Consider the following 21,886-nt stretch of genomic DNA (forward strand, 5'->3'; position numbering starts at 1 on the left):
GCTAGACGCCCAATCCTGTCGCCAGGCCATTGGCCCAGCCCCACACCAGCAGCTGCAGGGCCAGCCAGGCACACACCCCGGCGAGCACGTCGTCGAGCATGATGCCGACGCCGCCGTGCACATGCCTGTCGACCCAGCCAATCGGCCAGGGCTTGAGGATGTCGAACAGGCGGAACAGCAGGAAGCCTAGCAGCAACCAGACCCAGCCCTCCGGCACCAGCCAGAGGGTGATCCACATGCCGACCATCTCGTCCCAGACGATCCCTTCATGGTCATGCACGCCCAGGTCGCGAGCGACCTTGCCGCACAGCCAGAAGCCGAACAGCAGGGTGACACCGAGCATCAGCCAATAGCCCCAGCCCGGCAGCAGCTGCCACAGCGGCACGAACGGCAGGGCCACCAGCGACCCCCAGGTGCCCGGCGCCTTCGCCAGGGTGCCGGCGCCGAAGCCGAAGGCGAGGAAATGCCAGGGATTGCGCCATACCGATGGCGGCACGCGGGGGGCTTCAGTCACCGTCACTCCGGAAATGCTCGTAGCCGCGCACCGGCGGCGTGACAGGACGGCCCTGTTTATCCAGCAGCTGCACGCCCTGGCCGGCCTCGACCCGGCCGATCACATGGATCGGCCAGCCCTGAGCCTGCAGATCAGCCAGGTGCTCGGCCGGCAGGGTGAACGCCAGCAGGTAGTCATCGCCACCGCTCAGGGCGCAGTCGCGCGCCATCGTTTCGCCGACCAAGGCCACCAGGGCCGGCGACAGGGGCAGGCGCGCCTGCTCGACCAGCAAGGCCACGCCCGACGCCTTGGCGATATGGCCGCAGTCGGCCAGCAGGCCGTCGGACACGTCCAGCGCCGCCGTGGCCTTGCCACGCAGGGCCTGACCGAGGTCCAGCTGCGGCTGCGGCGCCCAATAACGCGCCAGCAACGGCTCGGCGATCTCGGCGGCGGCCTGGCGCTGGCCCAGCACCAGCGGCAAGGCGCCCGCCGCCTCGCCCGGATAGCCGCCGACACAGAGCAGCTCGCCGGCCCTGGCACCGCTGCGGGTCAGGGCCTGGCCGGCCGGGATCCGGCCGAACACGGTGAGGGTCAGGCACAGGGGGCCGCGCGAGGTGTCGCCACCGATCAGGCGCACGCCACAGGCCTGAGCCATGCGGTCCAGGCCTGCGGCTAAGCCTTGCAGCCAGGCCGGATCGGCGCTGGGGATAGTCAGGGCCAGGGTGAAGCCGATGGGCGTGGCGCCCATCGCCGCCAGATCGCTGACCGCCACGCCCAGGGCGCGCTGCGCCAGCAGGAAGGACTCGCAGGCCTCGGGGAAATGCACCCCGGCGACCAGGGTGTCGGTGGACACCGCCAGCTGCTCGCCCGGCGGCAGCGCCAGCAGCGCGCAGTCGTCGCCGATGCCCAGGGCCACGCCTTCGCCCGCCCGCGCACAGGACGCGGCGGCGAAGTAGCGACGGATCAGCTCGAACTCACCCAAGGCCGGGGCGCCCGTCTCAGCGCTTGTTGGCGCGGACTTCGTCGGCCCGCAGGCGCGGTGCCAACTTGTCCAGCACGCCGTTGACGAACTTGTGCCCGTCGGTGGCGCCGAACACCTTGGCCAGCTCGATGCCTTCGTTGATCACCACGCGATAGGGCACGTCGATGCGGTTCTTCAGCTCGTAGGTGCTCAGGCGCAGGATGGCCAGCTCGACCGGGTCGATTTCATCCAGCGGGCGATCGAGCAGGGGCTCGAACAGGCCGTCGATCTCGCTCTTCTGGCGCGGCACGCCATGCAGGATCTCGTGGAAATAGGCGCCGTCGACCGCGCTGAAGTCGTTATCGACGCGGAACTGCGCTTCGATCTCGTTCAGCGCCTGCCCGGCCATGTGCCAGGAGTACAGCGCCTGCATGGCCAGGGAGCGCGCCTGGCGGCGCGCGAGAATCTTGCCGCTGGGTGCTTTCGGCCCCTTGGCCGGCTGCGGCTTCTGGCCGTTGCTGTCGTTCTGGCTCACTTGGCCTCCAACTGCGCCAGCAGGCTGACCATTTCCAGGGCCGAGAGGGCCGCTTCGGCGCCCTTGTTGCCGGCCTTGGTGCCGGAGCGCTCGATGGCCTGCTCGATGGAGTCGACGGTCAGCACGCCGAAGGCGACCGGCACGCCGAACTCCATGGACACCTGGGCCAGGCCCTTGGTGCATTCGCCGGCGACGTATTCGAAGTGCGGGGTGCCGCCGCGGATCACCGCACCGAGGGCGATGATGGCGTCGAAGTCACCGCGCTGGGCGACCTTCTGCGCCACCAGCGGGATCTCGAAGGCACCCGGCGCGCGGATGATGGTGATCTCGCTCTCGCTCACACCGTGGCGCACCAGGGCGTCGACGGCGCCGCTTACCAGGCTCTCGACGACGAAGCTATTGAAGCGGCCGACCACCAGGGCGAAACGGCCCTTGGGAGCGATGAAAGTACCTTCGATGGTCTTCAGGGTCATAAACGAAATCTCACAGTGTTTAAAGAGCCGGGGCGCCCGCTGGGCACCCCGAAACAGATAATGGTCCCGCTCCCGGCGCCGTGCGCCACCGACTCCCGGGGGAGTCGGCTTGAGGTCACGGCCGGCGGCCGCGTTATTCGGAGGGCAGGTATTCTACAACTTCCAGATCGAAGCCGGATATCGCGTTGAACTTCATCGGCGAACTCATCAGGCGCATCTTGCGCACGCCGAGATCGCGGAGAATCTGCGAACCGGCACCGACCGTGCTGTAGGTAGTCGGGTTGACCGCCTTCTGCTCATGGCCGAGCTGACGCTCCAGATGGGCCAGCAGGTCCGGCCCGGTCAGCGGATTGCCCAGCAGCAGCACCACGCCGCTGCCGGCCTTGGCCACCTCGGCCATGGCCGCGCGCAGGCTCCAGCGCCCTTCCTGCTTGACCATGAACAGGTCGCGCAGCGGGTCCATGTTGTGCACCCGCACCAGGGTCGGCTGTTCGGCGCAGATGCTGCCCAGGGTCAGGGCCATGTGCACGTCGCCTTCCACCGCATCGCGGTAGTTGACCAGGTTGAACTGGCCCAGCTCGGTGTCCAGCAGGGTCTCGCTGACCCGCTCGACGGTGCGCTCGTGGATCAGCCGGTAGTGGATCAGGTCGGCGATGGTGCCGATCTTGATGCCGTGCTCGGCGGCGAACTCTTCCAGCTCGGGACGGCGGGCCATGGTGCCGTCGTCGTTCATGATTTCGCAGATCACCCCGCTCGGCTCGAAACCGCCCATGCGCGCCAGGTCGCAGGCCGCCTCGGTGTGGCCGGCGCGGGCCAGCACGCCGCCGGGCTGGGCCATCAGCGGGAAGATGTGGCCGGGGCTGACGATGTCGTCGGCCTTGGCGTTCTTCGCCGCGGCCGCCTGTACGGTGCGCGCGCGGTCGGCGGCGGAGATGCCGGTGGTGACGCCTTCGGCGGCCTCGATGGAGACGGTGAACTTGGTGCCGAAGCCGGAGCCGTTGCGCGGCGCCATCAGCGGCAGCTTGAGCAGCTCGCAGCGTTCGCGGGTCATCGGCATGCAGATCAATCCTCTGGCAAATCTAGCCATGAAGTTGATGTGCTCGGCGGTGACGCATTCGGAGGCGATGATCAGGTCGCCCTCGTTCTCGCGGTCCTCGTCATCCATGAGGATGACCATCTTGCCGGCGCGGATGTCTTCGATCAGCTCTTCGATGCTATTGAGTGCCATGCAAGCGGTTCCTTAATTCTTCAGATAGCCGTGTTCGGCCAGAAAGCCTTCGGTCAGGCCCGACGCCTTGGGTTCGGCGGCCTTGTCGCCGAGCAGCAGGCGCTCCAGGTAGCGCGCCAGCAGGTCGACCTCGAGATTGACCCGGCGCCCGGGGCGGTAGTCGACCATGATGGTCTCGGCCAGGGTGTGCGGCACTATGGTCAGCTCGAACTCGGCGCCGTCCACCGCGTTGACCGTCAGGCTGGTGCCGTCGACGGTGATCGAACCCTTGTGGGCGATGTACTTGGCCAGTTCACGCGGCGCGCGGATCTTGAATTGCACTGCGCGGGCGTTGTCCTCGCGCGAGACCACTTCGCCGACACCGTCGACATGGCCGCTGACCAGATGCCCGCCGAGGCGGCTGGTCGGGGTCAGGGCCTTCTCCAGGTTGACCCGGCTGCCGGGCTTGAGGTCGATGAAGGCGGTTCGCGCCAGGGTCTCGCGGCTGACGTCGGCCCAGAAGCCGTCGCCGGGCAGCTCCACCGCGGTCAGGCACACGCCGTTGACCGCGATGCTGTCGCCTAGCTTGACGTCGCCGAGGTCGAGCTTGCCGGTAGCCACGTACACGCGCACGTCGCCACCCTTGGGCGTCATCGCCCGGATGCTGCCGATGGATTCGATTATGCCGGTGAACATGGGTCCTCCGGTGCGCGGCTGAAGGTGATGCAGAACAGCATGGACGAACTCCTGTTTTGGTCAAAACAGGGCAGTGCCGATCGATAGGGATTTCACGGCCACACAATGGGTGCCCGAGGAGGGAATCCCGCTCTCTCTTTATCCGGACTATACCGTCGGCCCCGGAATCGCACCGGGTCTGCTGACCCTGCCGATGCGCCACTGAAGGGCCCTCGGCAAGCGCTCGCGGGCTAGACGCGTGGCGCCATTACCGCCGGTGGGGAATCACACCCCGCCCTGAGAACGTTGTGGCCACCTGCGTGACCGCGTTGCGTTTTACCATATTTGTCGCGTCGCTGCATGGCCGCGCGACAAGTCGTGCCGGTGCCGTCGTATCCGCCAATGCCGGCGTCGCGGCGAAATGCTCGAAGCGGCCCCCGCCCTACTCGACCGGCACCGCGATGATCCGCCAGTCGTCGCCGACCGCCCGCACCTCGACTATCTTCAGCGCCTTGGCCTCGGCCATCCGCGCCAGCGGCAGCTCCAGCAGCGGCCGGGCGCTGGAGCCGAGCAGCTTGGGCGCGACGAACAACTGGTACTCGTCGACCAGGCCCTGCTCGGCGAAGGCCCCGGCCAGGCGCGGGCCGGCCTCGACCAGCACCTCATTGGCCCCGCGCGCCGCCAGCTCCACCAGCAGCCGGCGCAAATCGACATGGCCGCCCTCGCCCGGCAACGCCAGCAACTCATGGCCGCCGGCCCGGTATCGCTCGCCCTGCTCACCGGCGCAGCTTGCCACCAGAGTCGATCCAGCCTGGAAGAAGGGCGCATCGAGCGGTACCCGCAGGCGGCCGTCGACCAGCACCCGCAACGGCGGCCGGGCAACGGCCAGATCGGTCAGTTCGGCATCCAGGCCCAGTTCCTCGCCGCGCACGGTCAACCGGGCTGCGTCGGCCAACAGCGTATCGGCGCCGCTCAGGACCACACTGGAGCGGGCGCGCAGGCGCTGCACCGCGCTGCGCGCGGCCGGCCCGGTGATCCACTGGCTCTCGCCGCTGGCCATGGCGGTGCGCCCGTCCAGGCTCATCGCCAGCTTGACCCGCACCAGCGGCAGGCCCTGCTCCATGCGCTTGACGAAACCGGCATTGAGCGCGCGCGCCTCGGCCTCGAGCACGCCGCTGTGCACCGCGATGCCGGCCTCGGCCAGGCGCGCCAGGCCCGTGCCGGCGACCTGCGGATTGGGGTCCTGCATGGCCGCGACCACCCGGGCGACGCCGGCGGCGATCAGCGCATCGGCACAGGGCGGCGTGCGCCCGTGATGACTGCAGGGCTCCAGGGTCACATAGGCGGTGGCACCGCGGGCCCGTTCGCCGGCCTGGCGCAGCGCGTGCACCTCGGCGTGCGGCTCGCCGGCGCGCAGGTGCCAGCCCTCGCCGACGACCTGTCCGTCAGCGACTATGACGCAGCCGACCCGCGGGTTGGGGTGGGTGGAATACAGGCCCTTGCGCGCCAGTTCCAGAGCCAGGGCCATGAAGCCGTGATCGCTGGCGCCCATCACTCTTTCGCCGGCTCGCGGGACAGCCGATCGATTTCCTCGCGGAACTCGTTGAGGTCCTGAAAGCGCCGATAGACCGAGGCGAAACGGATGTAGGCCACTTCATCGAGCTTCTGCAGCTCGCCCATGACCAGCTCGCCGAGTACCAGCGACTTGATCTCGCGCTCGCCGGTGGCACGCAGCTTGTGCTTGATGTGGGCGATGGCCGCCTCCAGGCGCTCGATACTCACCGGGCGCTTCTCCAGGGCGCGCTGCATGCCGGCGCGCAGCTTGTCCTCGTCGAACGGCTGGCGGCTGCCGTCCTGCTTGATCAGGCGCGGCATCACCAGTTCGGCGGTCTCGAAGGTGGTGAAACGCTCGCCGCAGGCCAGGCATTCGCGGCGGCGGCGCACCTGCTCGCCCTCGGCGACCAGGCGCGAGTCGATGACCTTGGTATCGTTGGCGGCGCAGAAGGGGCAGTGCATAGGAGGGCAATCGCCTTGGACGGAAAAGCGCCATGGTAGCGCATCCCCAAGGCAAGACAAGCCGAGGGCTTTGCGGTATACAGACGCCCGCCCTACTACTCTTGCTGACACCTGTTTCGATGGACATTCCCATGCTGCTGCGCTCGCTTGCACCGCTCGCCCTGGTCGGCCTGCTCTCGGCCTGCGGCGGCCAGGCGCCCACGCCCCCCGCGCCATCAGCCGAACCCGCGCCTGTCGCGCCGCCAGCGGCCGAGGTGAAGCCGGCCGACTGGCACGCGCTCAGCGGCCTCCTGCACGGTGCCCCCGAGGGGGCCGAGGTGGAACTGGCCCTGCTGGTGATCGACGAGCGCGGCCTGCCACGGGACATGCTCGGCATCCTGCAGTTCCATGGCAACGGCGAACCCCAGGCGTTCCAGCTGATCTTCAATCCGCGCGACTTCGCCCGTGGCATCCGTGTCGAGTTGCGCGGCCGCGCCCACCTGGCCGGGCGCCTGATCCTGCGCCTGCCACCGCTGACCATTCCCCACGCTGCCGACCAGAACGTCGGCGAACTGCGCCTGGTGCCCATGCGATGAATGCCCCCGCACAACTGCAAGCCGCCCTCAACCAACTGCTCGGCGATGCCCGCCTGGGCGCCGCGACTTTGCCCGGCACCGACCTGCGACTGTGGCTGATCGATGCGGCGAACATGGACCGCGCCTTCAGCCCCGAGGAGACCCGGCGCATCCTCGAGGAACCGCCGTACTGGTGTTTCTGCTGGGCCAGCGGCCTGGTCCTGGCGCGCTGGCTGGCCGAGCGGCCGGACTGGGTGCGCGGCAAGCGCGTGCTGGATTTCGGCGCCGGCTCCGGCGTGGCGGCGATCGCCGCGGCCAAGGCCGGCGCCGCCGAAGTGGTGGCCTGCGACCTCGACCCGCTGGCCCTCGAGGCCTGCCGGGCGAATGCCGCGCTGAATGGCGTCGAGCTGAGCTACTCGACGGACTTCTTCCAGGAGCAGGACCGTTTCGACCTGATCATCGTCGCCGACGTGCTCTACGACCGCGCCAACCTGCCGCTGCTCGACCAATTTCTCAGCCGCGGCCGCCAGGCCCTGGTCGCCGACTCACGGGTGCGCGACTTCCAGCACCCGCTGTATCAGCGCCTGGACCTGATGGAGGCCTGCACCTGGCCGGACCTGGCCGAGCCGGCCGAGTTCCGCCACGTCAGCCTCTACCACGCACAACGCCCCTGACGCCGCCTTGATTCTGCAAGGATGCGCCCACATCTATAGTGCTTAGCACTTTCGCCCAGCGAGACCGACCATGAGCGACACCCCCTATATCTTTGACGTATCCGGCGCCGCCAACTTCGAGCAACTGGTGATCCAGAACTCCTTCCACAAGCCGGTACTGGTGGACTTCTGGGCCGAGTGGTGCGCGCCGTGCAAGGCGCTGATGCCCTTGCTGGCGCAGATCGCCGAGAGTTACCAGGGCGAGTTGCTACTGGCCAAGGTCGACTGCGACGCCGAACAGGACATAGTCGCCCGCTTCGGCATCCGCAGCCTGCCCACCGTGGTGCTGTTCAAGGACGGCCAGCCGGTCGACGGTTTCGCCGGCGCCCAACCGGAGTCGGCAATCCGCGAGATGCTCAAGCCACATGTCGCCGAGCCCCCAGCCCCCGAGGCCGACCTGCTGCAAAGCGCCCAGGAGCTGTTCGCCGAGGGCCGCATCGGCGAGGCCGAAGCGCTGCTCAAGCAGCTGCTCGGCGAAGACAGCGAAAACGCCGCCGCATTGATTCTCTATGCCCGCTGCCTGGCCGAGCGCGGCGAGCTGGGCGAAGCCGAAACCATCCTCGACGCGGTCAAGGGCGATGAACACAAGCAGGCCCTGGCCGGCGCCCGCGCCCAGTTGACCTTCTTGCGCCAGGTCGTCGACCTGCCGGAGATCGCCGAGCTGAAGACCCGCCTGGCGCAGAACCCCGAGGACGACGAGGCGGCCCACCAGCTGGCGATCCAGCAACTGGCCCGCCAGCAGTACGAGCCGGCCCTGGACGGCCTGCTCAAGCTGTTCGTGCGCAACCGCAACTATGCCGACGGGCTGCCGCACAAGACCCTGCTGCAGGTGTTCGACCTGCTCGGCAACGAGCACCCGCTGGTCACCGCCTACCGGCGCAAGCTGTACCAGGCGATCTACTGAGCGCCTGCGGCTAGCTCGTGCCCGTCCAGTGATAGACCGGCGCGTCCTCGCCGGCCTCCACCCGCACCTGCGGGCAGTGGCGCAGGCGCACCAGCAGGCGCTTGCCGGCTGCCTCGCCGCCGGCCAACCCGACCAGCTGCGCCAGCAGTTGCGGCCCCTCGATCCGCCCGGCCTGGCGCAGCAGCTGCAGACAGCTCTGCCATAACGCATCGCCCTGCACGGCCACTGGCGCCTGCGTCGTGGCGTCGGCTTCCTCGCGCGGCGGCAGCTGGGCCACCAGTTGCGCAGCTACCTGGACCCAATCCTCGGCATCCAGCTCCAGCGTCAGGTCCACCGGCCAGTCGCCGATCCGCCCCTTGATTCGCAGCATCGCCATCCCCTCGTCAGAAACCAGGCCATGCTGCCACGCCGGCCCGCACTCGCCAAACGCCGCTGGCCAGGCCTCGAGTCAATTTGTTATAACATAACCAACAAAATCGAACCTGACCGGAGACTTCTCATGCGCCGCACCCTGCTCGCCCTGTCCCTCGCCCTGCTCCCCCTGGCTGCCGCCCAGGCCCAAATCGAATCCCATGAGCATGAGCATGAGCATGAGCATCAAGAAGCGCACGCCAGCCTCGGCAAGCACGAACATGGCGTCGCCAGCCTGGATGTCGCGCTGGACGGCAGCACCCTGGAAATCCGCCTGGAGAGCCCGGCGATGAACCTGGTCGGCTTCGAGCACGCTCCTGGCAACGCCGCCGACCAGGCCCGCCTCGACGCCGCCCGGGCATTGCTGGAGCAGCCGTCGCAGCTGTTCGACCTGGCCGCGGCCGCCGACTGCCGCCTGACCGAGAGCGCCCTGGAAAGCCCGCTGTTCGGCAATGCGGAGCACGACCACCCGCACAGCTACATCGACGCCAGCTACCAACTGCGCTGCGAGCACCCCCAGGCCCTGCAGGCGCTGGACCTGAGCCCGCTGTTCGCGCGCTTTCCGGCCCTCCGTCAGGTCGCCGTGCAGCTGATCGGTCACAGCGGCCAGCAAGGCGCCGAGCTGACGCCGGAGCAGCCACGCCTGAGTTTCTGACGCCCATCCACAAGGCCGCCGACAGCAGCGGGAGAAGCCTTTATGCTGTCGGCCCCCGCACCTGCCAGGCAGACCATGTTCCCCCCATTGATCGAACTCTCCGACCTCGGCTTCGCCTGGCCCGGCCAGGCCGAATTGCTGGATATTCCCGCCTTCACCCTGCAGCGCGGCGAAAGCCTGTTCCTCAAGGGTCCCAGCGGCAGCGGCAAGACCACCCTGCTCGGCCTACTCGGCGGCGTGCAGCGCCCCGGGCGCGGCAGCGTGCGCCTGCTCGGCCAGGACCTGGGCACGCTGTCGGCCGGCGCCCGCGACCGTTTCCGGGTCGACCACACCGGCTACATCTTCCAGCAGTTCAACCTGCTGCCGTTTCTCTCGGTGCGCGAGAACGTCGAGCTGCCCTGCCGCTTCTCGAACAGTCGCGCCCGCCGCGCCAGCCAGCGCCACGGCAGCATCGATGCCGCCGCCGCGGCCCTGCTCGCCCACCTGGGCCTGAAGTCGGAACTGCTGGAGCGCCGCGCCGACTCACTGTCGATCGGCCAGCAGCAGCGGGTGGCCGCCGCCCGGGCGCTGATCGGCCAGCCCGAGCTGGTGATCGCCGACGAACCGACCTCGGCGCTGGATGCCGACGCTCGCAAGGCCTTCCTCCAGCTGCTGTTCGCCGAATGCCGCGAGGCCGGCGCCAGCCTGCTGTTCGTCAGCCACGACCAGAGCCTGGCGCCGCTGTTCGATCGCAGCCTGTCGCTGGCCGAGCTCAACCGCGCCGCGCGCCCGCAGGAGGTTTGATATGCACCTGTTGCGCATCGCCCTGGCCAGCCTGGCCAACCGCCGCTTCACCGCCCTGCTCACGGTCTTCGCCATCGCCCTCTCGGTCTGCCTGCTGCTGGCGGTCGAGCGTGTGCGCAGCGAGGCGCGGGCCAGCTTCGCCAGCACCATCAGCGGCACCGACCTGATCGTCGGCGCCCGCTCCGGCTCGCTGAACCTGCTGCTGTACTCGGTGTTCCGCATCGGCAACGCCACCAACAACATCCGCTGGGACAGCTTCGAGCACCTGGCCGCCCACCCTCAGGTCAAATGGGCGATCCCCATCTCCCTGGGCGACTCGCACCGCGGCTACCGGGTGATGGGCACCGACGCCGGCTACTTCGCGCACTACCGCTACGGTCGCGGCCAGACCCTGCAGCTGGCCCAGGGCAAGCCGTTCGCCGACCTGTTCGAGGTGGTGCTCGGCGCCGAGGTGGCCGCGGCGCTCGGCTACCGCCTCGGCGAGCAGATCGTGCTGGCCCACGGGGTCAGCGCGGTGAGCCTGACCCGGCACGACGACAAGCCCTTCCGCGTGGCCGGCATCCTCAAGCGCACCGGCACCCCGGTGGACCGTACCCTGCACATCTCCCTGGCCGGCATGGAGGCGCTGCACGTCGACTGGCGCAGCGGCATGCCGGCACGCGGCGCCGGCAAGGTCTCGGCCGAACAGGCACGCTCGCTGGATCTACATCCCCGGGCCATCACCGCCATGCTGCTGGGGCTGAAGAGCAAGATCGCCACCTTCGCCGTGCAGCGCGAGGTCAACCAGTACCGCAGCGAGCCGCTGCTGGCGATCCTCCCCGGTGTGGCCCTGCAGGAGCTGTGGAGCCTGATGGGCACCGCGGAAAAGGCTCTGCTGGTGGTCTCGCTGTTCGTCGTGCTGACCGGCCTGATCGGCATGCTCACGGCCATCCTCACCAGCCTCAACGAGCGCCGCCGGGAGATGGCGATTTTGCGCTCGGTCGGCGCACGGCCCTGGCACATCGCCAGTCTGCTGGTGCTGGAGGCCCTGGCCCTGGCCCTGGCCGGCGCCGCTCTCGGCTTGGCCCTGCTGTACCTGGGTATCGCCGCCGCCCAGGGTCATGTGCAGGCACACTATGGCCTGTATCTGCCGCTGAAGCTGCCGACGGCCTATGAGTGGACGCTGCTCGGCGCTATTCTCGCGGCGGCCCTGCTGATGGGTGGCGTGCCGGCCTGGCGCGCCTACCGCCAGTCGCTGGCCGACGGCCTGTCCATTCGCCTATGAGGTTGCGCATGTTTCGTCCCCTGCTCGCCGCCCTGTTGCTCGTCCTGGCACTGCCGTTGTCAGCCACCGAGGTGCGCGAGCTGACCTGGGCGCAGATGATCCCGGCCGATGCGCCGCCGCAACCGGTCGAGCCGACGCCGATCCATGATCTGTCGCAGCTGGCCGATGCCCTCGCCGAGTCTGCGCCGGCGGCCACCCAGCAGTCGCCGGCCGCCCCCGTGGTCGAGGCACTGGACGGCCAGCAGGTCAAGTTGCCCGGCTACATAGTGCCGCTGGACGTGACCGACGAAGGCCGGGTCATTGAGTTCCTGCTGGTGCCCTACTTCGGCGCCTGCATCCATGTGCCGCCACCACCGTCGAACCAGATCGTCCACGTCAGCGCCGAGCTGGGCGTGCTGCTCGACGCCCTGTACCAGCCGTTCTGGATCGAAGGCGCGCTGCGGGTTGCCCCCAGCAGCAGCGAACTGGCCGAGGCCGGCTACCAGATGCGCGCGGACAAGATCTACGCCTACGAATTGTCGGACGGCTGAGCCCGACAGCGAAACGAAAAAAAGCCAGGCTCCAGGGCCTGGCTTTTTTCGTTCCCGCAAGCGCTCAGCCGGCGCTGGCCAGGCGCTTGTCCCGCTCGGCATCCAGTTCACTCTCGGCCCACTGGCGCCAGGCACGCACCCGACGCCGCTCGGCGCCGGCGCGCTCGGCCTTGGCCAGCGCCTGCAGGCCGGCCTGCCAATGAGCCTGCTCCAGCTCCAGCTGGGCCAGATTGAGCCAGTGCTGGGCACGCCCGCTACGCCCCGCCAGTTCGCGGAAGATGGCCGCCGCCTGCGCACGCTCGCGGGCCTGCCACCAGAGCTGGCCGAGGCGCTCGTCGCGGGCCGCGGTGCGCGGCAGTAGGCCCTGCTCGAGCATCCCGGCGAGCAGCTTGGCGCCTTGCCACGGCTGGCGCGCGCCGCCGGCGAGCAGCACCAGGTTGTCCAGCTCCCTCGCGTTGAAGCGCAGGCCCTTGCGGTAGGCGGCGCGCAGGGTAGCCAGGGCCTTGCCGTGGTCGCCGCCCAGTTGCTGCAGGACGGCCAGCTGACGCCAGCCCTGGGTGCGATCCGGCTGGCGGGCGAGCAGCTGGCGCTGCCAGCGTTCCGCGACCGGGTAGCGCTTGAGATCGGCGTTCACCGCCACCAGGAATTGTAGCCAGCTGTCGGCCGCCTGCGGCTGGGCGCGGACATAGCGCTCGGCGAGCGGCAAGGCCCGGGCCGGCTGCCCCAGCCCCTGGTAGGCCTGCACCAGCATCTGCAGGCGCTCCTCGTCGGCGCTGGCCTGCTGCGGCGCCAGCAGGGCCACGACCCGGGCATAGCGGCGCTCTAGCAGGTTGAGGCGGGCCAGGTTGAGCTGCTCGTTGGCGACCAGCTCGGCGTCCAGCTGGCCGCTGGCGACCGCCTGCTCGAGCCAGTCGATGGCCTTGGCATTGTGCCCCTCGGCCCAGGCCAGATAGCCGCGACTGCGCCACAGCAGCGCCTGTTCGAGACTGCCGGGCACGGCCTGGACCGCATCCAGCGCACGCCGCGCGGCCGCATAGTCGCCCTGCTGCTGGGCGCTTTGCGCACTGTTGAGCGCGCGGAACACCGCCGGCTCCACGGACTGTCCGGCCGCCTGCACGGCACCCGCCATGCACAGCGCCAGGACCAGCATCAGACGCGTCATCTCAACCTCCCCCCTCAAGACGGAAATACAGGGTCTTGACCGCCTCGCGCGCCACCGCCAGGCCGTTCTCGCTGCGCGGGGCGAAGCGCCAGCGCACCGCAGCGCGGCGTGCCTCGCGCTCGAACACATTGCTCGGCTTGGCCTCCAGCACCCGGATGTTCTCCACGGCGCCGGACCGGTTGATGGTGAAGGCCAGCTTGACGTGCCCCTCGATGCCACGCTGCAGGGCGTAGCGCGGGTACTCGGGGCTGACGTCGTTGAGCGGCATCACCTCGCTTTGCGCGCCGCCGGCCGGGCCGCTCGCCTCGCTTGGCGTCGGCGCGCCGGGCGGCGCGGCAGCGGCGCTCAGGCCGGCCAGGCTGGGCGTCGGCGCGGCGCTGACGCCGACCGCGCTGGCCAGACTCGGCAGTGGCAGGTCCAGGGCCGGCAGGCTGGCGCTGGGCGCGGCCGTCGGCATGGCGACCGGCGTCGGCGGCTGCGGGGCCTGCGCCTGCGGCTGTTGCGGAGCCTGCTGGCGACTGCGGCTGGCGCTGCTGCTCGAGTCGGCGTCGAGGCGAACGAAGTTGGCCACCGTCAGCGGCTTGTCCGACGGCTGGCTGCGCGGCGGCGCGACCATGTAGAGCATCAGGCCGAACAGCGCCACGGCCATCAGGCAGGCGCCGAGAAAGGCCAGGGACAGACGCATCAGAGGGCTCCCGTGGAGGCCGCCAGGGCGACGTCCTGCACGCCGGCCAGGCGGGCCTGGTCCATCACCTGGACCACCAGGCCGGTACGCGCATCCTGGTCGGCCTGGACCACCACGGCGCCATCGGGCTGGTCGACGCGCAGGCGCTCGACCTGGGCGCGCACGCTGCGCACGTCGACCACCTTCTTGTCCATCCACACCTGGCCATCGGCGGTGATGGCGATGAGGATGTTGCCCTTGTCCTGAGGGCTGGCGGTCTGCGCCTGGGGGCGCTGCACTTCGACACCGGCTTCCTTGATGAAGGAGCTGGTGACGATGAAGAAGATCAGCATGATGAAGACCACGTCGAGCATCGGCGTCAGGTCGATACCGGTGTCTTCATCCTGCTGGTGGTGACGGCGCATACGCATGTTTGCAGTCTCAGTCGTGACGCAGCTGGTCGGCCAGCCGCTCGAGGGCCCGGCGCGCATCGCGTTCGAGACGCGCCAGGCTGAACAATCCACTAATCGCCAGGACCATGCCGGCCAGGGTCGGCAGGGTCGCCTGCCAGACGCCGGCGGCCATGCCCCGCGGGTTGCCTGTGCCATTCAGGGCGAGCACGTCGAATACCGCGACCATGCCGCTGACCGTGCCGAGCAGCCCCAGCAGCGGATACAGCGCCACCAGGGTCTTGCTCAGGCGCAGCGGCCCGACCAGCTGCTGGCGCGCCTGCGCCAGCCAGGCGCTGCGCACCGCCCGCTGCCAGCTGCCCGGCTCTTCGGCGAGAAGCTGGCGCCAGGCCCGCCGGCGTTCGCGCCCCCACTGCGGGAAGACCCGCCGCACGTACCAGATGCGCTCGAACACCAGGGTCCAGAACAGCACGCAGAGCCCGCCCAGCGCCCACATCACCACGCCGCCGGCCGCCATGAAGTCGAACAGCGCGTGGCTGCTGTCGAGCAGCCGCAGCCACAGGTCGAGCCAGTCAGTCACGCCGCGGCGCTCCCGACAGGTGCAGGGCAATCAGGCCGGCGCTCTGCTGCTCGAGCAGCTGGATCAGGCGCTTGCTGCGGCTGGCCAGCAGGCTGTGCAGGAACAGCAGCGGAATCGCCGCCACCAGGCCCAGCACCGTGGTCACCAGGGCCTGGGAGATGCCCTCGGCCATCAGTCGCGAATCGCCGCCGCCGCCCTGGGTGATGGCCTGGAAGGTGACGATCATGCCGGTCACCGTGCCCAGCAGGCCGAGCAGTGGCGCCACTGCAGCCAGCAGCTTGAGCAGGCCGAGGCCCTTCTCCAGCGGCGGTGCCTCCTGCAGGATGGCCTCGTCGAGCTTGAGCTCCAGGGTTTCCAGATCGGACAGCTGCGGCTGCGGCCCGAGCACGCCGATCACCCGGCCCAGCGGGTTGTCGTCGCGCGGCGCGCCGAGGTCGTGCATCTGCGCGTCCACCCCGCGAGCGACGCGGCTCAGCTGAACCATCCGCCAGACCGCCAGGAGCAGCCCCAGCACGCCCAGGGCGATGATCAGCCAGCCGACCAGGCCGCCCTGCTGCAGGCGATCCCACAGGCTCGGCTGGCGCTGCAACTGGGCCAGCAAGGCGCCGCGACTGGGGTCGACGGGCAGCACCGCCAGCGCCTCCGAAGCCTGCTGGTAGTCGCCCACCAGGCCGAGTCCGGCCGGCTGCCGCGGCGGCGCCAGCAGCTCGCCGGCATCGGCGTCGTAGTGCAGGAAGGCATCGTCGGCGAAGGCCGAGAAGGCCCCGACGCGCAGCACCGGGCGGGTGGCGCGGCTGCCGTCGGCCGCCACCACCGGCAGTTCCAGGCGCTCGACCCGGCCACTGGCGGTCAGGTCCTCGAGCAGCAGCATCCAGTAGCCGTCGAGGTCTTCGGCCGACGGCAGGCTGCGGCTCTCGGCCAGGGCCTTGAGCCGCCGCAGGCGTTCGGGGTACTGCGCATTGAGCAGGCTGTCCTGCCATTGTCCGGCGACGTCGCCGGCGCTCTGGCGGACCACGCCGAACAGCTCGCCGAGGTGGCCGACGCGCTGGGAGAGCAGCTGTTCCTGCTCGGCCAGCGCACGCTCCTGGCGGTCGAACTCGGCCTTCAGGCGCTCGGCCTCGGCCTGCTGCACCGCCAGGGCGGCGCGGGCGCCGGCCAGCAGTTGCGCACGCTCGCCGCGCTCGGCGACGAAGGCCTGTTCGCGCACCTGCATGGCGCTGACTTCGGCGGCCCGGTCGTCGCGAATGCGCTGCAGCAGCTGATCAGGGGTCAAGGATTCGGCGGCGCCGGCAGTCGCCGACAGCAGGCCAAGCAGCAGGGCGCTGAGCAGTTGACGCTTCACTGGGCGGCCTCCTTGGCCATTGTTCGTACCGGCAGTTCGAGCAGCGCCGGCGCCTGCTCCTGGCGGGCGATGGCGATGGCCTGGTGCAACGGCCGGCGTGCGCTGCCGTCGAGCAACTGCCAGCGACGCGCGGTCGGATTCCACCAGCCGCTCTGGTGGCCGTCGAGGGTCTGGTAGTAGAGCATGGTGCGCCCCAGACGCAGGAACTGGACGCTGCGCGCGCCCTCGCCATCTGCCAGTTCGCCGCGCCAGGCTTCCAGGGTGCGCCCATAATCGCTCTCGACCTGATAGGCCTCGAGAATCCGCCGGTACTTTTCCGCCAGGCTGACATCGGCCCGCGGCAGCAGGTCCTGCAACTGGGCCAGGCGATCGGCGCGCTCCTCCGGCAGAAACGGCAGGTCGGCGGCGATGAACTCGCCAAGTACTTCGACCATCCGCCGCATCTGCGGAGTCACCGCCTGCTGGGTCCGTTCGATGCCATCCAGCTGTGCCTGGTAGCCGGCCAGCTCGTCGCGCTGGGTGGCCACCAGCTCGCGCAGCTGGGCGTTATAGTCCTTCAGGGCCTCGGCCTGCTGCACGGCATTGCGGTACTCGGCGAGCATCGTCCGGCTGGCATCGTCGAGCTGCTCGATGCGCGCCTGCGAGGCCTGGGCGTCGGCGGACAGGCGCTGGCTCTCGTCCAGGGCGGCATCCAGCGGGGCGGCCAGCACTGGCCCGGCCGCGAGCAACAGGGCGGCAGCCAGGCCGGCAAGGGAAAACGGATTCATGCGGGAGAGGTCCTTAGCGACGGGCCTAGCTACGAAAGAGAAACATTATCATCTACGAGACATGACAAAGGCAACGGGCAAAAGGCCGCACCCGTCATGGGGGTTTTATTGAGCTGGGTCAAAACCGGGTTCTCTTAGCTGCCTAACATTGCCGACAGCCAACATCACCACTGATTTCACTGGAGTGTCCCATGCGCAAGTCCCTGCTCGCCCTTTCCCTCCTGGCCACCGCATTGGCCGCCCCCCTCGCCCAGGCTTACCAGGCCGGCGATGTGATCCTGCGCGCCGGTGCCGCCACCGTGGCGCCGAACGAGGACAGCTCCAACCTGTCAATCGCTGGCACCAAGGTAGGCGGTACCAAGGCCACTCTGGACAGCGACACCCAGCTGGGCCTGACCGCCACCTACATGCTCAGCGAGCACCTTGGTGTTGGCCTGCTGGCAGCAACTCCTTTCAAACACAGCGTCGGCGTGAAAGGCCTGGGCGCGCTGGACGGCAAGCTGGCCGATATCAAGCACCTGCCACCGACTCTGACCTTGCAATACTTCCCGCTGGATGCGTCTTCGCGCCTGCAGCCCTATGTCGGCGCCGGGCTGAACTACACCCTGTTCTTCGACGAGGATCTGACCAGCCAGCGCGAAGGCCAGGGCTTCAGCAACCTGGAGCTTGACGACTCCTGGGGCTTGGGACTGGAAGCGGGGATGGACTATGCACTGAGCGATAATCTGCTGCTCAATGCCAGCATCTGGTACCTGGACATCGACACCGAGGCCAGCGTCGACCTGGCTGGCGTCGGCAAGGTCAAGGTGGACGTGGACGTCGATCCCTGGGTCTATATGGTCGGCCTGGGCTACAAGTTCTAGGCCCAACCCGCACTCATGAAAAAGCCGGCATCAACGCCGGCTTTTTTCGTTTCTCGCGGCCCGTTCAGGCGAGCCCCAGCAGCTGGCGCAAGCCGTCGCGCAACGGCGTTGGCGCCGGCAGCCGATAGCACGCCTGCAGGCGCTGGTTGTCGGCCCGCGAGTGGCGGATATCGCCTGGGCGCGGCGTCTGGTGGCTGACCGGCGGCAGGCCGCCGAACAGGTTGCCGATCTCGGCCAGCAGCTGGTTGAGGCTGACCGCCTGGTTCCAGCCGACGTTCACCGCCCCCTCCACCACCCCGGGCGCCAGCAGTGCCTGCAAGAGCACCTCGACCAGGTCGGCGATATAGAAGAAGTCGCGGGTCTGCTGGCCATCGCCGAACACACTGATCGGCAGGCCCTGCTGGGCGCGCTGGGTGAAGATGCTGATCACCCCGGAATACGGCGAGGATGGGTCCTGGCGCGGCCCGAATACATTGAAGAAGCGGAAGATCGCCGGTTCCAGGCCGTGCTGGCGCCGGTAGAAATCCAGGTAGTGCTCGCTGGCCAGCTTGTCCGCGGCGTAGGGCGTCAGCGGCGCCTTGGGGGTATTTTCGTCGATCGCCTGGCCTTCGCCATTGTTGCCGTAGACCGCCGCACTGGAGGCGAACAGCACGCGCCTGACGCCCTGCTGGCGCATGGCCTCGCAGACGTTCAGGGTGCCGATGAAATTGCTCTGGTGGGTGCCCACCGGATCGTCCACCGAGGCCTGCACCGAGGCGACCGCCGCCAGATGAGCGACGGCCTGGCAGCCCGCCAGCGCCTCGGCCACCAGGGCGGCGTCGGCGACATCGCCCTCGACCAATTGCAGGCTCGGATTGTCCAATGCCAGATTGGCGCGCTTGCCCATCGACAGGTTGTCCAGCACCCGCACGGAGCGACCCTGGGCCAAAAGAGCATCGACCAGGTGCGAGCCGATGAAGCCGGCACCGCCGGTCACCAGGATGGGGGCTTCAGACATGGCGATAGTATCGATCCAGTAGACTCGGCAGCCCGGCGCGCCAGGCGCGGGGCTTGATGCCGAAGGTGTGGAGGATTTTCTTGCAGGCGAGCACCGCGTGCTGCGGCTCGTGCCCGGCATCCGGGCGGGCGGCATGGGCCTGGGCCACCACTTCCTCGGCCAAGTCTGCGCGCAGCTGACGGGCCTCGCTGAGAATCGCCTGGCCCAGGGCCAGCGAGGTGGTCGCCTCATGGCCACCGTAGTGGTAGGTACCCCAGAGCGGCGCCTGGCAGTCGAGCTGCTTGAGGACCGCCAGGATGACCCGCGCAGCATCGTCGACCGGGGTCGGATTGCCGCGCCGGTCATCGGCCAGACTCAGGGTTTGCTCGTGCTCGGCGCGTGCCAGGAAGCGCCCCAGGCGCCCCTCCGGACTCTCGTCCAGGAGCCAGCCGAAACGCAGCAACACATGCCGGGGACAGGTCGCCCGCACGCTCTGCTCGGCGCGCCAGAGGGACTGACCACGGCTATCCAGGGGAGCGGGATCGTCTTTCTCGCTATAGGCGGTCGCTCGGCCACCATCGAACACTCGATAGCTGGACGGTTGCAGCAGACGAATCTCATGATGCTGACAGAGTTCGGCGAGACGCCCGACCGAATGTTCCTGAACTGCCAGACGCGCCTCACTGACTTCCTCGGCCTGGAACCAGTCGAAGTAGTAGGCGAGGTTGATCAGGGCATCGGGGCGGGTGTCGTCCAGCAACTGGGTCAGGCTGGCGGCATCCCAGCCGGCTTGGGGCGGACGCGGCGCGAGGAAGCCGATGTCTTCCTCGGCACCGAGACGGATCAGCGCTTGCCCGAGGGCATTGCCGCCACCCAGCAGCATTAGGCGCATACGCATGCTTGAAGGCTAACCGAGGATCAGAACGGGATATCGTCGTCGAAGCTGTCGTAATCCGCGGCCGGCTGGGCCTGCGGCTGCGGCGCCGGGCGGGCGGCCTGCTGGGGAGCCTGCTGCGGGGCGCGCTGTGGCGCAGGGCGCGGCGCTCGCTCACCACCGGCGTTGTCGGGACGACCGCCAAGCAGCTGCATGGTGCCCTGCATGTCGACGATGACCTCGGTGGTGTAACGCTTGATGCCGTCCTTTTCCCACTCGCGGGTCTGCAGCTTGCCCTCGATGTAGACCTGCGAGCCCTTGCGCAGGTATTCGCCGGCGATCTCGGCAACCTTGCCGAACAGCGACACGCGGTGCCATTCGGTCTTCTCGACCTTCTGTCCGGTCTGCTTGTCGGTCCACTGCTCGCTGGTGGCCAGGCTCAGGTTGGTCACCGCGTTGCCGCTGGGCAGGTAGCGGGTTTCCGGGTCCTGTCCGCAGGTGCCGACCAGAATGACTTTGTTAACCCCACGGGCCATAACGTTCTCCTAGGCTTTCAGCACGTCGCCGGCGCCGGTTCGATCAGGCGCTCCAGGGACGTGCGATCCAATTGTTGGGTGTCCACTTTGATATAGATGACGGCCTCATCGGCCACCACCACGGCATCCGCCACTCCGGGCACTGCCTGTAAACGCTCGGCCAGCCCTGCTTCTTGCAATGCCGCGGCTGATAGCGGCAAGCGCAGGCTGGTGACATAAGGCGGTTCGCGCATAGTAACAGCAAAGCCCAGCCAAAGCAGGGCCAGGGCCGCGCATCCGAGGAACACCCCCGACAAGCTGTAGTGCTGATACAGCCAGCCGCCGAGAATGCCGCCCAGGGCCGCACCGAGGAACTGGCTGGTGGAGTAGACGCCCATGGCCGTGCCCTTGCCGCCGGCCGGCGCCACCTTGCTGATCAGCGAGGGCAGCGACGCCTCCAGCAGGTTGAAGGCGGTGAAGAACACCACGGTGCCCAGCACCAAGGCGCGCAGGCTGTCGCCGAAGACCCAGAAATACAGCTCGCAGAGCAGCAGCACCGCCACGGCGCCGAGCAGCATGTGCCGCATGCGCCGCTGCTTCTCGCCGTAGATGATGAACGGCACCATGCCGAAGAAACCAATCAGCAGCGCGGTCAGGTACACCCACCAGTGCTCTTCCTTGGGCAGGCCGCCGCGCTCCACCAGCGCCAGCGGCAAGGCCACGAAACTGGCCATGAGGATCGCGTGCAGGGCCAGAATGCCGAAGTCCAGGCGCAGCAGGTCGGCATGCTTCAGGGTCGGCCACAGCGCCTGCCGGCTCACCCCCGACTCGCGGTGCCGCAGGGGCCCGGCGGCGCGCGGCACCAGCAGCGCGACGACCAGGATGCCGAGCAGAGCCATGGCCGCGGTGGCCCAGAACAGGCCAGACAGGCCGAAGGCGCGAGTCAGCAGCGGACCGACCACCATGGCCACGGCGAACGACAGGCCGATACTCATGCCGATCATGGCCATGGCCTTGGTCCGATGCTGCTCGCGGGTCAGGTCGGACAGCAGCGCCATCACCGCCGCGGAGATCGCCCCGGCGCCCTGCAGCACGCGCCCTGCGATCACCCCCCAGATCGAGTCGGCGTTGGCCGCCAGCACACTGCCGGCGGCGAACACCAACAGACCGAAGTAGATCACCGGTCGCCGGCCGATACGGTCGGAGAGGATGCCGAAGGGAATCTGCAGAAACGCTTGGGTCAGGCCATAGGCGCCGATGGCCAGACCGATCAGGGCCGGCGTGCTGCCCTGCAGGTCCATGCCGTAGGTCGCCAGTACCGGCAGGACCATGAACATACCCAGCATGCGGAACGCGAACACCAGCGCCAGCCCGCCCGCCGCACGGGCTTCGCCACCGCTCATGCGCTCGCTGTAAGGATCGTGCATGAAAAATGCCCTGTAAAAATAGGCGCCGATTCTAGCAGCCCCGCTCGGTGCGGCACAGTCGCGACGCTTTGCCGCGCCGTGCCACGGCGCCGTATACTCGCTGGTTTTCCGCCCGCCATGCGAGGCCGCTGT

27 protein-coding genes and 1 riboswitch are annotated in these 21,886 nt (G+C 68.8%); of the genes, 8 read left to right on the forward strand and 19 right to left on the reverse strand.

Going from position 1 to position 21,886, the window contains the following annotated elements; translation table 11 throughout:
- Position 1 precedes the first annotated feature (1 nt).
- The 8 genes from AB5S05_RS15470 to nrdR all read right to left on the reverse strand — a co-directional run bounded on the left by AB5S05_RS15470 (position 2) and on the right by nrdR (position 6,360).
- The gene (locus tag AB5S05_RS15470; protein ID WP_369288416.1) at positions 2–514 is read right to left on the reverse strand and encodes a phosphatidylglycerophosphatase A family protein; all 513 of its coding nucleotides are present in this window, start codon (positions 512–514) and stop codon (positions 2–4) included.
- Complete coding sequence (gene thiL / locus AB5S05_RS15475) at positions 507–1,475, reverse strand: thiamine-phosphate kinase (protein ID WP_369288417.1); 969 nt, start codon at positions 1,473–1,475, stop codon at positions 507–509. Before thiL ends, AB5S05_RS15470 begins: the two co-directional genes overlap by 8 nt.
- Positions 1,476–1,491: 16 nt before the next feature.
- Positions 1,492–1,989 carry a transcription antitermination factor NusB gene (nusB, locus tag AB5S05_RS15480; RefSeq protein ID WP_438943585.1) on the reverse strand — a complete coding sequence of 166 codons (498 nt, stop codon included), beginning with the start codon at positions 1,987–1,989 and terminating at the stop codon, positions 1,492–1,494.
- Positions 1,986–2,462 (reverse strand): 6,7-dimethyl-8-ribityllumazine synthase, encoded by a 477-nt coding sequence (ribH, locus tag AB5S05_RS15485; protein ID WP_271349001.1) that lies wholly within the window; start codon positions 2,460–2,462, stop codon positions 1,986–1,988. Before ribH ends, nusB begins: the two co-directional genes overlap by 4 nt.
- A 133-nt stretch (positions 2,463–2,595) precedes the next feature.
- Entirely contained in the window at positions 2,596–3,690 is a 1,095-nt protein-coding gene (gene ribBA / locus AB5S05_RS15490) for a bifunctional 3,4-dihydroxy-2-butanone-4-phosphate synthase/GTP cyclohydrolase II (protein WP_369288418.1), read from the reverse strand.
- A gap of 12 nt (positions 3,691–3,702) precedes the next feature.
- On the reverse strand, positions 3,703–4,365 hold the full coding sequence (locus AB5S05_RS15495; protein WP_369288419.1) for a riboflavin synthase: 663 nt from the start codon (positions 4,363–4,365) through the stop codon (positions 3,703–3,705).
- 125 nt (positions 4,366–4,490) lie between these two features.
- A riboswitch (FMN riboswitch) is annotated at positions 4,491–4,653 on the reverse strand.
- 133 nt (positions 4,654–4,786) lie between these two features.
- A complete protein-coding gene (ribD, locus tag AB5S05_RS15500) occupies positions 4,787–5,896 on the reverse strand; it encodes a bifunctional diaminohydroxyphosphoribosylaminopyrimidine deaminase/5-amino-6-(5-phosphoribosylamino)uracil reductase RibD (RefSeq protein ID WP_369288420.1) in 1,110 nt (369 codons plus the stop codon).
- Positions 5,896–6,360, reverse strand: a complete 465-nt coding sequence (gene nrdR / locus AB5S05_RS15505; protein ID WP_369288421.1) for a transcriptional regulator NrdR — start codon at positions 6,358–6,360, stop codon at positions 5,896–5,898. Before nrdR ends, ribD begins: the two co-directional genes overlap by 1 nt.
- 131 nt (positions 6,361–6,491) lie before the next feature.
- On the opposite strand from nrdR, the gene AB5S05_RS15510 reads away from it, so the two are divergent.
- The 3 genes from AB5S05_RS15510 (at position 6,492) to trxA (ending at position 8,531) form a co-directional block, all read left to right on the forward strand.
- Positions 6,492–6,935, forward strand: coding sequence for a hypothetical protein (locus AB5S05_RS15510; protein WP_369288422.1), 444 nt, complete (start codon positions 6,492–6,494; stop codon positions 6,933–6,935).
- The gene (locus AB5S05_RS15515; protein WP_369288423.1) at positions 6,932–7,588 is read left to right on the forward strand and encodes a class I SAM-dependent methyltransferase; all 657 of its coding nucleotides are present in this window, start codon (positions 6,932–6,934) and stop codon (positions 7,586–7,588) included. The genes AB5S05_RS15510 and AB5S05_RS15515 overlap by 4 nt, the downstream gene beginning before the upstream one ends.
- Before the next feature lie 70 nt (positions 7,589–7,658).
- Entirely contained in the window at positions 7,659–8,531 is an 873-nt protein-coding gene (gene trxA / locus AB5S05_RS15520; protein ID WP_369288424.1) for a thioredoxin, read from the forward strand.
- Between the two features lie 10 nt (positions 8,532–8,541).
- Here the strand turns inward: trxA and AB5S05_RS15525 are convergent, their stop codons facing one another.
- Complete coding sequence (locus AB5S05_RS15525; RefSeq protein ID WP_369288425.1) at positions 8,542–8,901, reverse strand: hypothetical protein; 360 nt, start codon at positions 8,899–8,901, stop codon at positions 8,542–8,544.
- A 129-nt stretch (positions 8,902–9,030) separates the two neighbouring features.
- Here AB5S05_RS15525 and AB5S05_RS15530 point away from each other — a divergent pair, with 129 nt between their 5' ends.
- The 4 genes from AB5S05_RS15530 to AB5S05_RS15545 all read left to right on the forward strand — a co-directional run bounded on the left by AB5S05_RS15530 (position 9,031) and on the right by AB5S05_RS15545 (position 12,174).
- Complete coding sequence (locus AB5S05_RS15530; RefSeq protein ID WP_369288426.1) at positions 9,031–9,597, forward strand: DUF2796 domain-containing protein; 567 nt, start codon at positions 9,031–9,033, stop codon at positions 9,595–9,597.
- 75 nt (positions 9,598–9,672) lie between these two features.
- On the forward strand, positions 9,673–10,380 hold the full coding sequence (locus tag AB5S05_RS15535) for an ABC transporter ATP-binding protein (protein WP_369288464.1): 708 nt from the start codon (positions 9,673–9,675) through the stop codon (positions 10,378–10,380).
- Between the two features lies 1 nt (position 10,381).
- The gene (locus AB5S05_RS15540; protein WP_369288427.1) at positions 10,382–11,644 is read left to right on the forward strand and encodes an ABC transporter permease; all 1,263 of its coding nucleotides are present in this window, start codon (positions 10,382–10,384) and stop codon (positions 11,642–11,644) included.
- 8 nt (positions 11,645–11,652) lie between these two features.
- Positions 11,653–12,174, forward strand: a complete 522-nt coding sequence (locus tag AB5S05_RS15545) for a DUF3299 domain-containing protein (RefSeq protein ID WP_369288428.1) — start codon at positions 11,653–11,655, stop codon at positions 12,172–12,174.
- Between the two features lie 64 nt (positions 12,175–12,238).
- On the opposite strand, the gene AB5S05_RS15550 is transcribed toward AB5S05_RS15545, so the two are convergent.
- From AB5S05_RS15550 to AB5S05_RS15575, 6 genes are read right to left on the reverse strand one after another with little or no spacing between them, the layout of a single operon-like run.
- Complete coding sequence (locus tag AB5S05_RS15550) at positions 12,239–13,336, reverse strand: tetratricopeptide repeat protein (RefSeq protein WP_369288429.1); 1,098 nt, start codon at positions 13,334–13,336, stop codon at positions 12,239–12,241.
- A 1-nt stretch (position 13,337) separates the two neighbouring features.
- Entirely contained in the window at positions 13,338–14,021 is a 684-nt protein-coding gene (locus AB5S05_RS15555; RefSeq protein WP_369288430.1) for an energy transducer TonB, read from the reverse strand.
- On the reverse strand, positions 14,021–14,431 hold the full coding sequence (locus tag AB5S05_RS15560) for an ExbD/TolR family protein (protein WP_369288431.1): 411 nt from the start codon (positions 14,429–14,431) through the stop codon (positions 14,021–14,023). Before AB5S05_RS15560 ends, AB5S05_RS15555 begins: the two co-directional genes overlap by 1 nt.
- Before the next feature lie 10 nt (positions 14,432–14,441).
- Positions 14,442–14,927, reverse strand: a complete 486-nt coding sequence (locus AB5S05_RS15565) for a MotA/TolQ/ExbB proton channel family protein (RefSeq protein WP_369288465.1) — start codon at positions 14,925–14,927, stop codon at positions 14,442–14,444.
- A 55-nt stretch (positions 14,928–14,982) separates the two neighbouring features.
- Positions 14,983–16,332, reverse strand: coding sequence for a MotA/TolQ/ExbB proton channel family protein (locus AB5S05_RS15570; RefSeq protein WP_369288432.1), 1,350 nt, complete (start codon positions 16,330–16,332; stop codon positions 14,983–14,985).
- A complete protein-coding gene (locus AB5S05_RS15575; RefSeq protein WP_369288433.1) occupies positions 16,329–17,099 on the reverse strand; it encodes a DUF3450 domain-containing protein in 771 nt (256 codons plus the stop codon). Before AB5S05_RS15575 ends, AB5S05_RS15570 begins: the two co-directional genes overlap by 4 nt.
- 191 nt (positions 17,100–17,290) lie before the next feature.
- Between AB5S05_RS15575 and AB5S05_RS15580 the strand changes: the two genes are divergently transcribed.
- A complete protein-coding gene (locus tag AB5S05_RS15580) occupies positions 17,291–17,962 on the forward strand; it encodes an OmpW/AlkL family protein (protein ID WP_369288434.1) in 672 nt (223 codons plus the stop codon).
- A gap of 64 nt (positions 17,963–18,026) precedes the next feature.
- Here the strand turns inward: AB5S05_RS15580 and AB5S05_RS15585 are convergent, their stop codons facing one another.
- From AB5S05_RS15585 to AB5S05_RS15600, 4 genes are read right to left on the reverse strand one after another with little or no spacing between them, the layout of a single operon-like run.
- Complete coding sequence (locus AB5S05_RS15585; RefSeq protein ID WP_369288435.1) at positions 18,027–18,959, reverse strand: NAD-dependent epimerase/dehydratase family protein; 933 nt, start codon at positions 18,957–18,959, stop codon at positions 18,027–18,029.
- The gene (locus AB5S05_RS15590) at positions 18,952–19,836 is read right to left on the reverse strand and encodes a sugar nucleotide-binding protein (protein ID WP_369288436.1); all 885 of its coding nucleotides are present in this window, start codon (positions 19,834–19,836) and stop codon (positions 18,952–18,954) included. Before AB5S05_RS15590 ends, AB5S05_RS15585 begins: the two co-directional genes overlap by 8 nt.
- A 20-nt stretch (positions 19,837–19,856) precedes the next feature.
- Complete coding sequence (locus AB5S05_RS15595) at positions 19,857–20,348, reverse strand: single-stranded DNA-binding protein (protein WP_369288437.1); 492 nt, start codon at positions 20,346–20,348, stop codon at positions 19,857–19,859.
- 17 nt (positions 20,349–20,365) lie between these two features.
- Entirely contained in the window at positions 20,366–21,754 is a 1,389-nt protein-coding gene (locus tag AB5S05_RS15600; protein ID WP_369288438.1) for an MFS transporter, read from the reverse strand.
- Between the last annotated feature and the right edge of the window lie 132 nt (positions 21,755–21,886).

This window comes from Pseudomonas zhanjiangensis, assembly GCF_041027545.1.
Lineage (GTDB): Bacteria > Pseudomonadota > Gammaproteobacteria > Pseudomonadales > Pseudomonadaceae > Aquipseudomonas > Aquipseudomonas zhanjiangensis.